The organism is Arenimonas terrae (genome assembly GCF_006265115.1).
GTDB lineage: Bacteria > Pseudomonadota > Gammaproteobacteria > Xanthomonadales > Xanthomonadaceae > Arenimonas > Arenimonas terrae.
Map to the genome: position 1 here is coordinate 474942 of NZ_SMDR01000002.1, position 13571 is coordinate 488512.

The following is a 13571-nucleotide window of genomic DNA, read 5'->3' on the forward strand; positions in this document are numbered from 1 at the left end:
TTTCAATAGTTTCCTTTCAAGGAAACTATAGGCCCGGACCCTGGCGCCAGACAAGCCCCTGGCGCTCACCCCCCGGAGGAACTCTTTTTGCCCTTGCGCTCGACCGGCGCCGGCATCGCCGCCGGATCACCGGGCGCCAGGCCGGCCGCGCGCTCCGCCGCTTCCACGCGCTCGGCGCTGGGCGGGTGCGTCGACAGGTAGCTGATCGCGCCGAAGTCACGTTCGCCGTAATGCGCCGACAGCCGGCGCATCGCCCGGGCGAAATCGGCGGGCGAGCGCCGGTGCTTATCCAGCAGCCCGAACGCAAACCGGTCGGCCTCGCGCTCGTGGTCGCGGGAGAAGCCGCTTTCCAGCAGCAGCACCGGGATCGACACCGACAGCGAACCGGTGCCCGAAAGGTCGCCGAACAGGAACCCGGCGACCACCACGACCGCCGAACTCTGCAGCGCCTGGCGCATGCCGTGGCGGTGCTCGTGGTGGCCGGCCTCGTGGGCGAGCACGGCGACCAGCTCGTCCTCGTGTTCGCCCACCAGCTGCACCAGCTGGTCGGTCACGACCACATGGCCGTCCGGCAGGGCGAAGGCGTTGGGCCCCAGCTCCGGGGCGTCGCGGAAGCTCAGGCGGTAATCGAGTTCGCGCGGCAGGCCGCGGGTCAGGTCCTTGAACACCAGCTGCAGGGCCAGCCGGCGTTCGGCCGGAAGTTTGCTCGGCTGCAGCTGCGTGTGGTCGAGCAGGGCCATGGCCTGGTCGCTGATCGTGCGCTCCATCGCGCGCGGCATCACCGGCGCCAGGCGGTTCGCCATCCACGGCAACGCGAACTCGAAGAACAGCACCACGCCCAGCACGGTGGCGATGCCGGCGCCGATCGCGGCGCTGCGTCGGCGCTCGAGCCAGTCGGCCCAGCCCTCGATCCGGCTCGGCGTGGGCAGCCACTGGTCGAGCAGGGGCGAATCCGCCAGCTGCAGCTGGCCCTCGCCCGGCAGCCGGAGCACGCGCACCGTGCGGCCCAGGCGCGGGCTGAGCGTGAGCTCGGCGGCGGCGAACTCCATCGATTCGCCCTCACTGTCCACGCGCAGCGTCTGCGGGGCGGGCTGGCTGAGCGTGGCGGGACGGCCGCGGCTGCTGCGGCCGTCGTACCAGATGGCGTCGAGCGCGTTCAGATGCTGATGTCCACGTCCAGGTCGAGCGCGTCCACCAGCTCGGCGCTGGTCGCGCTCTCGTCGCGTTCGGTCTCGGCGATGAAGCTGTCCAGGTCGCCCTGCACCAGCACCGCGAAATGCTGCGCGCGGTAGCGTGCCAGCCGCACCATCGCCCAGGGCACCATCAGGCCCAGGCTCAGCACGATCAGCAGGCCGTTGCTGAAGTAGATCCAGATCACGTCGCGCGCACGCAGCGTCGACTCGAACCGGTGCGGGCCGAACTGCGTGAACCGCCACATCAGGTTGGTGTAGCGCGTGCGCAGGAACACCGGCAGCGCCAGGAAGCCCAGGTAGACCACCATGATCGGGATCATGACCGCCATCATGAAGCTGTCCGAGGGTTCGCCGTCGGGGCCCTTGCCTTCCAGACCCATCGCGCCGCCGATCAGCGCGCCGCCGAACGCCGCGGCGATCATCAGGATGTAGGCGCCGAAGCCCAGGCCCAGGCAGATCGCGAACGGGATGAAGTAGCTGCCGACGTCGCCCTTGTACGAGAAGCGCTTGCCGCCGAAACGGTGGCCGGCGACCACGTACTCGTGCTGGCACATGCGCACCCAGGGAAGGGTCATGTACAGCGTGATCGGCTGCAGCATCGGACGGAAGAAGAAGTTCACGTAGGCCTCGTAAACGCCGTCCACGAAGCGGAAACGCAGGCCGCGCCAGGCCGAGTAGCGCGCGCGGAAGCGCAGCGTGCGCTGGATCAGCCAGGGCAGCAGCACCAGCACGCCCAGGATCAGCGGGATGTACACCGCCCACAGCTGGAAGTGCGCGCACAGGCCCAGCCCGATCGCGACCGCGTAGGCGATCAGCCGGCCCTTGAGGATCGAGATCGGGTCGGCCAGGTATTCGAAGCTGGCGCCGGCGAAATGGGTATTGCCGTAGAAATACCGCTCGGTGCGCACTTTCGCCCAGGCCGAATAGATGCCCAGGGTCAGCACCGACAGCAGCAGGTTCACGAACCAGATGCCGAAGAACTCGCGGGCGGTGCCGGTGAACTCGACGCCGTGCCGCTGCAGCGGCGGCGGCTGGAAGGAGGGAAGCGCCGGCGGCAACGGCGGCGGCTGGGCGCCGGCGTCGGCGTCCACGGTGTCGTACTGCATGCGGGCCCCTGGCGGTTCTCCGGCTCCCCGCCGGCCCGCCAATCTAACCGCAGGCCGGGCCGAAGTGAAGCCGGCCGGGCTCAGTGATCGACCACGCCAAGTTCGTCCAGCGCGGCGCGCATCGCGGCGCGGGCGCCTTCGCTCAGGGCCTCGTGGTCGAGCGCGAAGCGGATGATCGCCTCGATCAGCCCGAGGTGGCTGCCGCAGTCGAAGCGGGTGCCCTCGAAGTGGTAGGCGTCCACCGTCCGTTCGGCGGCCAGCTGGGCGATGGCGTCGGTGAGCTGGATCTCGCCACCCTTGCCCGGCGCCGTGTGCTCGAGCAGCTCGAAGATGCGGCTGTCCAACACGTAGCGTCCGACCACCGCCAGGGTGCTGGGAGCCTCCGCGGGCGACGGTTTTTCCACCAGCGCACGGATGCGGCCGTGGCGGCCCGAAAACTCCGGGGCGTCGACGATGCCGTAGTTGCGCGTCTGCTCGCGCTCGACCTCCTCCACCGCCACCACGCTGCCGCCGGTGCGCTGCGCCAGGTCGGCCATCTGCTTGAGCGCGCCGTCGCCATTGCGGTTCCAGATCAGGTCGTCGGGCAGCATCACCGCGAAGGGCTCGTCGCCGATCACCGCCTTGGCGCACAGCACCGCGTGGCCCAGGCCCAGGGCTTCGGCCTGGGTCACGAACACGGCGCGGACATGCGGCGGCAGCACATTGCGCACCAGGGCCAGCTGCTCGTGCTTGCCGGCCTTCTCGAGCTTCTGTTCCAGCTCGTAGGCCTTGTCGAAATAGTCGGCGACCGCGTGCTTGTAGCGGTTGGTCACGAACACCAGGGTGTCGCAGCCGGCCTCGATCGCCTCGTCCACCGCGTACTGGATAAGCGGCTTGTCGACGATCGGCATCATCTCCTTCGGCACCGTCTTGGTGGCCGGCAGGAAACGGGTGCCAAGCCCGGCGACGGGGAACACGGCCTTGCGGATGCGGCGGTTCATGGGCGAGATTCTGCTGGAGACCGCAGCGATTCTAGCCGCTCCGCCGGCAGGCGTCTGCGCCGGGTGCGGACGCTCCCGCCGTATCAGGCAGGCCGCCATCGGCGACGACGGCGGCCTGCCCGGAACCGCGTGGCCTCAGAAGTTGCCCAGCGATGCGTCGCAGCCGAGCGTGGCCGTCGGGTAGGTGCGGATCTGGTTGTCGTAGCACCAGCCGCCATTGCTCGGGGTCTGGATACCCACCTCATTGTCACGACCACCACCACCGACGATGTTTCCGCGGATGGTCACGCCCGAACCGTTGGCCACCCGGATGCCGTACCCCTTGTAGTTGGGCGCCAGGCCGTAGGTGCCGGAGATCGTGTTGTTCAGGAACATGGCGCCGATCGAATTGTCGCTGTAGATGCCGTAGGCGTGGTTGAACGGCGAATTGGTGCCGGCCACCAGGTTGCGCTCGACCACCTGGAACTTGAACGAGCTCACGCTGGAACCGCCGACCCGGATGCCCATGGCCGGACTGGCCGCCTGGCCGCCGACGTCGTAGATGGTGTTGCCCCGGACTTCGATCGCGCTGCCGTAAGCCAGGATGCCGTATCGGAAGGGACCCGCGATGTAGTTGTCCTCCACCCGGTTGTAGAAGCTGGTGGTGGACCCGCCGAGCAGCATGTGCATGTAGATGCCATCGGTGAAACCGCCCATCAGCCGGCAATTGCGGATCTGCACGTTGTTGCGGTTGACGGCGCGGATCGCCGAGGACGTACCCGCGTTGGAGGTGGCCAGATTGGTGATGGTGAAGTCGCGGCAGTCCAGCGTCACGTCGTTCGAATTGATCGTCACCGCGGCGCCAGTGGTGATGTTCACCTCGGCGTTCGCGGCCAGGCAATAATTGCCTCCGGTCGAGATGGTCGCAGGCAGCGATTCGATCACGCTGCATGATGGCGTCGACTGCGCCTGCGCGGCGGAGGGCAGTGTCGGCACGAACAGCACCAGGGTCATCAGAAGCTGGTTTCTCATGAAAGTTCCTCTCTGTGCCTTTCGGCGGAAGGATGCGGAGGCGGCCGCGGCGCCGTTCGGGCGGAACGCGACAGGAGGAATACGGCGGGAACGGCGCGCGTAGCCGCGCGCCGCATCGTGGCGTGGTGATCGGTCATGAGTGCCAGCCCCCTGGTTCCCCGCTGCGAGGATGCCCAAGCAGCCGGGCAGGTTCAAGCGGCGCGAACCCCGCGCGCCCATGGCAAGGCGTCGGTGGTTGCCTCAGCCGCGCGCCAGGACCGGGCAGCCGGTCTTGGCCCGCACCTCGCCTTCGTCGACGCCGGGCGCGGTCTCGACCAGAAGCAGGCCGTTTGCCGTCACGTCGAACACGGCCAGCTCGGTGATGATGCGGTTGACCACGCCCACGCCGGTCAGCGGCAGCGTGCACTTGGGCAGGATCTTGGGTTCGCCGGTCTTGGTGGTGTGCTCCATCAGCACGACCACGCGGCGCACGCCGGCCACCAGGTCCATCGCGCCGCCCATGCCCTTGACCATCTTGCCGGGCACCATCCAGTTGGCGAGGTCGCCGCGGTCGGTCACTTCCATCGCGCCCAGGATCGCCAGGTCGATGTGGCCGCCGCGGATCATCGCGAACGAATCGTGGCTGCCGAAATAGCTGGCGCCGGCGCGCGCGGTGACGGTCTGCTTGCCGGCATTGATCAGGTCGGCGTCCACTTCCTGTTCGGTCGGGAACGGGCCGATGCCGAGCAGGCCGTTTTCGGACTGCAGCCACACGTCCATGCCGTCGGGGATGTGGTTGGCCACCAGGGTCGGCAGGCCGATGCCCAGGTTCACGTAGGCGCCGTCGGTGAGTTCCAACGCGGCGCGCTGCGCCATTTCATCGCGGGACCAGGACATTATTTGACTCCTCGCACGATGCGCTGCTCGATGCGTTTTTCGGGGGTCGCATTCAGCACGATGCGGTCGACGTAGATGCCCGGCAGGTGCACGTGGTCGGGATCGATGCTGCCGACCTCGACGATCTGCTCGACTTCCGCCACGCAGACCTTGCCGGCCATGGCGCAGGCCGGGTTGAAGTTGCGCGCGGTCTTGCGGAACACCAGGTTGCCGGCGGTGTCGGCCTTCCACGCTTTCACCAGCGAGACATCGGCCTTGAGCGCGGTCTCGAGCACGTACCAGTGGCCGTCGAACTGCCGCGTCTCCTTGCCCTCGGCGACGATGGTGCCGTAGCCGGTGCGGGTGAAGAAGGCCGGGATTCCGGCGCCGCCGGCACGCAGCCGCTCGGCCAGCGTGCCCTGCGGGTTGAACTCGAGCTGCAGTTCGCCGGCCAGGTACTGGCGTTCGAACTCCTTGTTCTCGCCGACGTAGGAGGAAATCATCTTGGCGATCTGGCGCGTGCTCAGCAGCTGGCCGAGGCCGAAGCCGTCGACGCCGGCGTTGTTCGAGATCACCGTCAGGCCCTTGACGCCGGAATCGCGCAGCGCGGCGATCAGCGCCTCGGGGATGCCGCAGAGGCCGAAGCCGCCGACGGCGAGGGTCTGCCCATCGGCGACGAGGCCGCGAAGGGCCTCGGCGGCGCCCTCGTACACTTTGCCGCGGGCGCGGGACGCCGGGATCTTGTCGGGCACGGACATGGCCGGAACTCCTGGATCGGTACGGAAACCGGGAGTTTATCGCAGCCTCCGCGACCGCCGACACGTACCTTCGTCCATTGCCGGCTGCGGGCGTGGGCCCGACGGCGCGGGCTATCGCCGGGGCGGCAGCGGCTGGCACAATCGGGCCTGGTCCCCGCGCCCGGCCCCGCGCGCCCGCTCCGGGGCGCGAATCTCGCCAAGCGGCGCCCCCAGCAGACCCGCCCATGCCCCCATCCGGTTCCCCCACACTGTCGATTGTCGTCCCGGTCTACGGCTGCGCCGGCTGCCTGGAGACACTGGCCGAGCGGGTTCATGCCGCGGTGGCCGGCAGCTTCCCGGACTACGAACTGATCCTGGTGGACGACGCCAGCCCCGACCAGGCCTGGCCGCGCATCGTCGAGCTGTCGGCGCGGAACCCGCATGTGCGCGGCCTGCGCCTGACGCGCAATTTTGGCCAGCACCCGGCGATCACCGCGGGCCTGGCCGAGGCGCAGGGTGCGGTGGTGGTGGTGATGGACTGCGACCTGCAGGACCGCCCGGAGGAAATCCCGGCCCTGGTCGCCGCGCTGGACGACGGGCATGCGGTGGCGCTGGCGCGGCGCGAGCAGCGGCAGGATTCGGCGGGCAAGCGTTTCGGCTCCTGGGCCTTCTACCGCACGCTGCAATGGCTGACCGGAGTGGCGCAGGACCACGGCACCGCGAACTTCGGCGCCTATTCGCGGCCGGTGGTCGACGCGGTGCTGGGCATGCCGGAGTCGAACCGGTTCTTCCCGCTGCTGGTGAAGTGGAGCGGCTTCGCGCCGCGTGTGGTCGCGGTGCAGCACGAGGCGCGCAGCGAAGGCCGCAGCAGTTATTCGCTGCGCCGCCTGCTGCGCCTGGCGCTGGACATCGCGCTGTCGTATTCGGACAAGCCGCTGCGGCTGATGACCCTGCTGGGGTTGGCCTTCGCGGCGGCATCCGTCGGCTTCGCCGGCTACAGCGTCCTGCAGTACCTGCGCGGCGACATCCAGGTCGCGGGCTTCACCAGCATCATCGCCTCGATCTGGCTGACCGGTGGCGTCGTCGTTTCCAGCCTGGGCGTGGTCGGACTCTACGTCGGCCGCATCTTCCTCGAATCCAAGCGCCGCCCCTGGTACCTGGTGCAGGCGCGGACCGGCCCCGGGCCGCGGCATGGCGATGGCTGACTGGCTGTCACTGTCCGAGAGCGAAAGCCGGCGGTTCGGCCTTCGCGTGGCGCGCCATCCGATCGACGCGCCGCCGCCGGCGCCGGAGGCCATCCTTGCGGCGATGCGAACGCTGGCGGCCGACATCGCCGTGCTGCGCTTCGATGCCGCCGATCGCGCGACGCCTGCGGCGCTGGCCAGCCTCGGCGCAATGCCGGTCTACGCCGACACGCTGGTCTATTACGCGCGCGCCCTCGATGCCTCGCTGCCGGCGCCAACCGCGGCGGCGGCGACGGTGCGCCGCGCGCTGCCCTCGGACCGGCAGGCGCTGGAGCGCATCGCCGTCCGCGGTTTCCAGGACTACCGGAGCCATTACGGCGCCAGCGCGTGCTTTCCCGCGGCGCAGGTCGAAGCCGGCTATGTCGAATGGGCGCTGACGCACCTGCAGTCGACCGACCCGCGCGACCAGACCTGGCTGGTGGAAGCCGCCGACGGCCCCGCCGGTTTCGCCACCCTGCGCACCAGCGCCGATGGCCGCAGCGTCGAGATCCTGCTCAACGCCGTGCTGCCCGAACACCAGGGCCGCGGCCTGTACCGCACGCTGGTCGCGCAGGCGCTGCTGGCCTGCGGCGCCGCCGGCGTCGAGCGGGCCAGCGTGTCCACCCAGGTCTGGAACACGCGCGTGCAGCAGGCCTGGACAGCGCTGGGCTTCCGGCTCGAGCGCGCCTACAGCACGTACCACCTGCGGGGACCGCAAGCATGAGCTACGTCTTCATCGCCCTCACGATCGTGCTGACCGTCTACGGCCAGCTGGTGCTCAAATGGCAGGCCTCCAAGCGCCCGGACGCCACCCTGGCGGGCATGAACCCGGAGGCCATGCTGTCGCTGCTGCTCAACCCCTGGGTCATCAGCGGTTTCGCGGCGGCGTTCGCGGCGTCGCTGTGCTGGATGGCGGCGATCGGCAAGATGCCGCTGAGCAAGGCCTATCCGTTCATGGCGCTCAGTTTCCCCACGGTCGGCGTGCTGGCGGTCTGGCTGTTCAACGAACAGTTCAACACGCCGAAGATCATCGGCACCGCTTTGATCCTGGCCGGCGTGGTCGTACTTTCGCGGGCACCGGCATGACCTCCCCCAAGGCTCCCATGATCCCCTTCAACAAGCCGCACATGACCGGGCGCGAGCTCTGGTACATCGCCCAGGCGCATGCCAACGGCCATCTCTCCGGCGACGGCGCCTTCACGAAACGCTGCAGCACCTGGCTCGAGCAGCGCACCGGCGCCGCGCGCGCGCTGCTGACCCACTCCTGCACCGCGGCGCTCGAGATGGCGGCGCTGCTGCTGGACCTGCAGCCGGGCGACGAGGTGATCATGCCCTCGTTCACCTTCGTCTCCACCGCCAACGCCTTCGTGCTGCGCGGCGCGGTGCCGGTGTTCGTGGACATCCGCGCCGACACCCTGAACCTGGACGAGAACCTGGTCGAGGCGGCGATCACGCCCCGCACCCGAGCCATTTGCGTGGTCCACTACGCCGGCGTCGCCTGCGAGATGGATGCGATCATGGCGATCGCCGGCAGGCACGGCCTGCAGGTGGTCGAGGATGCCGCCCAGGCGATCATGTCGAGCTACCGCGGACGACCACTGGGCACCATCGGCCAATACGGCGCGCTGAGTTTCCACGAGACCAAGAACATCGTCTGCGGCGAGGGTGGCGCCCTGCTTTGCCGCGACGCCGAATCGGCCGACCGCGCCGAGATCATCCGCGAGAAGGGCACCAACCGCAGCCGCTTCTTTCGCGGCCAGGTCGACAAGTACACCTGGGTGGATGTCGGCTCATCGTTCCTTCCCGGCGAAATCTCGGCCGCCTTCCTCTGCGCGCAGATGGAGGCCGCCGAAGAAATCACGGCCGGGCGACTCGCGCTGTGGGACCGCTACCACGCCTGGGCCGCGCCGCACGAAGCCGCGGGCCGGGTCCGGCGTCCCATCGTGCCGGCGCACTGCGTCCACAACGCGCACATGTACTACCTGCTGATGCCCGACCTGGCGGCACGACAGCGCTTCATCGCGACCCTGCGCGAACACGGCGTCGGTGCCGTCTTCCACTACGTGCCGCTGCATTCCTCGCCGGCGGGGCAGCGCTTCGGCCGCAGCCACGGTGCGCTGGACGTCACCGATGCCACCGGCGATCGGCTGGTGCGCCTGCCGCTCTGGCTGGGCCTGGAGCCGCAGCTGGACGCGGTGCTGGCCGCCTGCGACGCCGCGCTGGCCTGAGCGGAGCACGCCTTGGCCCTCCCGCCGCTTCGTACCCGCCTTGCCGATGCACTGCCGCTGTCGCGCAGCGGCCCGTGGCTGGCGCTGTGGCTCGCCGCCTGCATCCTCGTGCCGGTGCTGGCCCTGGGCCTGCTCGGCAGCCTGCCGGCGCAGTGGGGCAACCTGCGCTACTTCCCGCTGTCCGACGCGCGACTGACAACCGCGCTGGCGGCCATCGCCGTGCTGGCGCTCAGTGTCTGGCTGGCACGTCGGCGCGAACCGCTGCCACCCTGGCCCTTCGTGCTCGCCACCACGGCCATCGCGCTGGGCCTGCGCCTGGCCTACACCGGCGCCGTCGAGACCGTCTGGACCAACGACTTCCTGCTGTACTGGGACACCGCCAGGCAGCAGGTGGCCTCGGGCAACTACGCCGTCACCAGCCTCTACAACGAACGCACGCTGCCGATCCTGGTCCCCCTGATCCTGCTGTTCGGGCCCGACCAGGGTTACGTGGTCCTGGCCAACATCGCCATGCTGACGATGATGCAGCTCGCCGGTTACGACCTGCTGCGGCGGATGCATTCGCACCAGGCCGCGCAGGCATTCAGCGTCGCCTTCATCGCGGCGCCGATTCCGCTGTTCGCCCTCACCATCCCCAGCCATGACCTGTGGGCGATGGGTTACTGCGCCGCGGCCCTCTGGCTGTGCGCGGTGGTGCTGGGCCATCGCGGGCGCCGCGGAACGCTGGTGGCGGTGGGCGTGGCCGGCGCCCTGGCCCTGGTCTGCCTGATGATGGAAATCCAGCGCGGCATCGGCCTGCTGCTGGCGGCGGCGATGCTGCTGGCCGCACTGATGGGCTGGCTGGCCAGACGTGGCGACACGCCGGCCGACAACCGCCCGCTGCCCACCCTGCTGCTGGTCTGCGCCGCCGTGCTGGCGGCCCAGTGGCCCCTGGGCACGCTGCTCGGAAAAATGGACCTGCGTGCGGCGGACGAACCCGGGCATCGCGTCCACATGGCGGCGTACTACGCCTCCAACGGCACCTCACTGGGCAACGGCACCTGGGGCTGGATGGACGGCTTCCGACAGCAGTTCACCGAGCCGCTGCGTACCGACGACCCGAAGCGGCTGGAGCAGCTGTCGCAGTCTCTGGTGCTCTCGGACTGGGCCGAACAGCCCCTCAAGCGCCTGGACAACGTCGCCGACCGGCTGGCCGGGCTGTTCGTGCTGGACAACTCCAACTTCTGGTATTTCACCGAGGTGGATCCGGCACTGGAGAAGCCGCTGGGCTGGCTGCGGCTGTATTCGCTGTTCGTGTCGCTGGGCTTCACGCTGGCGCTGGGCCTGGGGCTGGTCCGGCTGCTGCTGGGCGCCCTGCCCTCGGTGCCGACGCTGGCGGGGCTGGTGCTGACCTCGGTGGTCGCGCTGGCACTGTGTTCGTTCTCGGAGAACCAGCCGCGCTACCTGATGCTGCTGTGGTTCACCGGCCTGCTGTTCCTGGCCGAAACGTTCGGCCGCCGGCCGCAGCCGCAGCCGGCCTCGCTGCGCACCGGCGCGCTGGTGTCCGTGGCCGCGGGGCTGGGCTGGATCGGACTGCTGGGCTTGCTACTGGTACCTGTGCGCGCCCTGTACGGACCCGAGGACGGCCGCATCCTGGGGCAATGGACGCGCGTGTCGACCGGCGCGCCCGCAGGGGCCCTGCTCGTCGCGGCCGACCCCGACCCGTATGTGCATGTGACCGAACCCGGCGAACTGGCGGTCGCCCTGCTGCCGCGCGATCCGGGCGTACGCCAGGCGCTGTGCCTGCCCGCCGGGGGGCCGGACGATCTGGCGCTTTTCGTGCGCGCCGAAGCCCTGCATCCGGGCGATGCCCTGCTGGTGCGCTTCGGCGACACCAATGCACGACGCTTCGAGCTCGCCGACGCGCAGGGCAAGGCGCTGGACCTGCGCGTCCCGGACCTGGGGCAACAGGGAAGCTGCGGCGTACTGGAGCTGAGGCTGGAGTCGCGCAGCCGCGAGCCGGCGGCGCGGGCCGTGGTGTTCTTCCCCCGGCTTGAAGTGACGATGGACGACCGCCGGCGCTGAGGCTGGTCGCGCTATCCGAGCCAGGCGGCCGGCGCGTCGGCACCGGCCGCCCCGCGGGGCGGCCGTGTTGCCGCTACTGCGCGGCGGCCGGCTCCAGCCCCAGGCGCTGGGCCAGCACCGGCGCCAGGGTGCGCGAGTACACCGCGGTCAGGTGGTGCGGGTCGCGCCAGACCAGCACATTGCCCACCACCGAATCGCAACGTTCGGGCGAACAGATCGCGTCGGTCATGTCGATCAACTCGGCCTTCGGATTGGCGGCCGCCGCGGCCACCAGCGGATCGAATCCGGCCACGGCCTCGGCGCGGGGCACGCTGCAGGGCTGGTCCCCGGCCAGGCACTGCGGCGGGTCGAACGGCATGCGCGGCGTGTCCTGGAGCAGCACGACGCGCGGGCTGATGCCGCGCAGCTCCGTAACCAGCTCCTCGAGCATCCGGGTGCTGCGCTGGTCGCTGTCCGCCTTGCCCTTGCTGCCGAAGATGCGCGAGTTGCGCGAGCGTCCCAGCACGATCATGTCCGGCGGCGACTTGCGGAGCTGCTCGATCACGTCGCGCGACCAGGTCGTGCACTCCGTATAGGGCTTGCCGCGGATCGAATGGTCGAGCAGGGTCAGCGGGCAGGCCGACTTGGTGTAGCTGATGACGCGCCAGCCGGTGGCCTTGCCCAACTCCTCGAACGCGGGGATCCAGTTGGCGGCGTGCGAGTCGCCGATCAGGACCGCCGTCCGCTCGCCGGTCTCGGCGCCTATCGAACAGCCCTTGGCCACATCGTCCTGCGGCCGCGCATGGCAGCCGTTGCCATAGGCGTCGGCCAGGTCCGAGCGCGCCGATTCCAGCGACGGGATGAAGTCCTTGCCGGCCGGCGCGGTGGCGCCCGCCGTCAGCACCAGCGCCCCCGGGTAGTCGGCGTTGGCGGCGTAGTTCTCCCACGATTCGCTGCGGCTCTTCACCAGCAGGCCGATCGCCAGGGCCGACACCAGGGCCACGGCGGTGCAGCCCACGCCCAGGGCAAGGGCGCCGTCTCGCAGGCGCGGCGCGGGAGCCGAAGCCGGCTCGCCGCCGGTCGGACCGGAGGGCAGCGGCACCGGAGAATGGGTGGTGCGGAACGCGTCTTCGACATAACGCTTGGACAGCCAGGCGAACAACAGCGAGGCGGCCAGCAGCGCCAGGCCCAGGCCGATGCCCGGCGCACCGCCGAAGGCGTAGCCGGCAAACACGATCAGCGGCCAATGCCAGAGATAGAGGGAATAGGAGATGTCACCCAGGAACTGCATCGGCGGCACCGCGAGCAGGCGTTGCGGCGCGGCGACGTGGCCGCCGCTGCCGGACCAGATCGCGAGCGCCGTACCCAGGGTCGGCAGCAGCGCGGCGTAGCCGGGGAAAGGCGTCTGCTTGGTGAAGAAGACCGCGCTGGCCAGGACCATGGCCAGGCCGAGCCAGCCGGCCAGGGCGCGCAGCGCGGGCGCGCCGCCGCGCCAGGGCATCAGGGCGAGCACGCAGCCTACGCCCAGCTCCCAGACGCGCGTGTGGCTGGCGAAATAGGCGATCGCCGGATCGGCCGACGTCAAGTACACCGACGCCGCCAGCGACGCCAGGCTCACCAGCGCCACCGTCGCGGTCAGCAGCATCCGGCGCAGCTGGGGATTGCGGGACGCCGAGCGGGCGACCAGCAGGATCAAGGCCGGCCAGACGATGTAGAACTGCTCCTCGATCGCCAGCGACCAGAAGTGCTGGAGCGGACCGACCGCTTCTTCCGCCGCCAGGTAGTCGACCGAGTTGGCCATCAGCCGCCAGTTCTGCGCATACAGCGCACTGGCGACGATGTCCTGCGCCACTTCCATCCACTTGAAGCGGGGCGCGACCAGCAGCGTGGCCACCGCCGTGAACACCAGCACCAGGGACGCAGCCGGCAGCAGGCGGCGCACGCGCCGGCCGTAGAAGCCGCGCATCGAAATGTCGTTGCGCGCCTCGAGCTCGCGGGCCAGCAGACTGGTGATGAGGTAGCCGGAGATGACGAAGAAGGCGTCGACGCCGACGTAACCGCCGGGCAGCCACTGCGGCCAGATGTGGAACACCAGCACGACGCCCACCGCAATGGCGCGAAGTCCCTGGATATCCGGCCGGAAGCCGGAAACATGCGTACCAGCAGTCATCAACACACTCCATAGGTCGGGTCGG

Annotated in this window: 12 protein-coding genes; 5 read left to right on the top strand and 7 right to left on the bottom strand. The window is 69.8% G+C overall.

Features of this window, described 5'->3' with window-relative positions; all coding sequences use genetic code 11:
* Window positions 1–65: 65 nt before the first annotated feature.
* The 6 genes from E1B00_RS10960 to E1B00_RS10985 form a co-directional block, all read right to left on the bottom strand.
* Entirely contained in the window at window positions 66–1160 is a 1095-nt protein-coding gene (locus tag E1B00_RS10960) for a M48 family metallopeptidase (RefSeq protein WP_425456503.1), read from the bottom strand.
* Window positions 1157–2299, bottom strand: coding sequence for a YjgN family protein (locus E1B00_RS10965; RefSeq protein WP_139448651.1), 1143 nt, complete (start codon window positions 2297–2299; stop codon window positions 1157–1159). Before E1B00_RS10965 ends, E1B00_RS10960 begins: the two co-directional genes overlap by 4 nt.
* Window positions 2300–2379: 80 nt before the next feature.
* Window positions 2380–3279, bottom strand: a complete 900-nt coding sequence (gene galU, locus E1B00_RS10970; protein WP_139448653.1) for a UTP--glucose-1-phosphate uridylyltransferase GalU — start codon at window positions 3277–3279, stop codon at window positions 2380–2382.
* A 135-nt stretch (window positions 3280–3414) separates the two neighbouring features.
* Window positions 3415–4290 (bottom strand): right-handed parallel beta-helix repeat-containing protein, encoded by an 876-nt coding sequence (locus tag E1B00_RS10975; protein WP_176693207.1) that lies wholly within the window; start codon window positions 4288–4290, stop codon window positions 3415–3417.
* Between the two features lie 240 nt (window positions 4291–4530).
* Window positions 4531–5166 carry a CoA transferase subunit B gene (locus E1B00_RS10980; RefSeq protein WP_139448657.1) on the bottom strand — a complete coding sequence of 212 codons (636 nt, stop codon included), beginning with the start codon at window positions 5164–5166 and terminating at the stop codon, window positions 4531–4533.
* Window positions 5166–5903 carry a CoA transferase subunit A gene (locus E1B00_RS10985; protein ID WP_139448659.1) on the bottom strand — a complete coding sequence of 246 codons (738 nt, stop codon included), beginning with the start codon at window positions 5901–5903 and terminating at the stop codon, window positions 5166–5168. The genes E1B00_RS10980 and E1B00_RS10985 overlap by 1 nt, the downstream gene beginning before the upstream one ends.
* A gap of 224 nt (window positions 5904–6127) precedes the next feature.
* On the opposite strand from E1B00_RS10985, the gene E1B00_RS10990 reads away from it, so the two are divergent.
* The 5 genes from E1B00_RS10990 to E1B00_RS11010 are packed head-to-tail and all read left to right on the top strand — an operon-like array spanning window position 6128 to window position 11397.
* Complete coding sequence (locus E1B00_RS10990; RefSeq protein WP_139448661.1) at window positions 6128–7087, top strand: glycosyltransferase family 2 protein; 960 nt, start codon at window positions 6128–6130, stop codon at window positions 7085–7087.
* The gene (locus E1B00_RS10995; RefSeq protein ID WP_176693208.1) at window positions 7080–7829 is read left to right on the top strand and encodes a GNAT family N-acetyltransferase; all 750 of its coding nucleotides are present in this window, start codon (window positions 7080–7082) and stop codon (window positions 7827–7829) included. The genes E1B00_RS10990 and E1B00_RS10995 overlap by 8 nt, the downstream gene beginning before the upstream one ends.
* The gene (locus tag E1B00_RS11000; RefSeq protein WP_139448665.1) at window positions 7826–8191 is read left to right on the top strand and encodes an EamA family transporter; all 366 of its coding nucleotides are present in this window, start codon (window positions 7826–7828) and stop codon (window positions 8189–8191) included. Before E1B00_RS10995 ends, E1B00_RS11000 begins: the two co-directional genes overlap by 4 nt.
* The gene (gene rffA, locus E1B00_RS11005) at window positions 8188–9333 is read left to right on the top strand and encodes a dTDP-4-amino-4,6-dideoxygalactose transaminase (RefSeq protein WP_246048676.1); all 1146 of its coding nucleotides are present in this window, start codon (window positions 8188–8190) and stop codon (window positions 9331–9333) included. Before E1B00_RS11000 ends, rffA begins: the two co-directional genes overlap by 4 nt.
* Window positions 9334–9345: 12 nt before the next feature.
* On the top strand, window positions 9346–11397 hold the full coding sequence (locus E1B00_RS11010; RefSeq protein ID WP_139448668.1) for a hypothetical protein: 2052 nt from the start codon (window positions 9346–9348) through the stop codon (window positions 11395–11397).
* A gap of 73 nt (window positions 11398–11470) precedes the next feature.
* Here the strand turns inward: E1B00_RS11010 and E1B00_RS11015 are convergent, their stop codons facing one another.
* Window positions 11471–13546 carry an acyltransferase family protein gene (locus E1B00_RS11015; protein ID WP_176693209.1) on the bottom strand — a complete coding sequence of 692 codons (2076 nt, stop codon included), beginning with the start codon at window positions 13544–13546 and terminating at the stop codon, window positions 11471–11473.
* Window positions 13547–13571 lie beyond the last annotated feature (25 nt).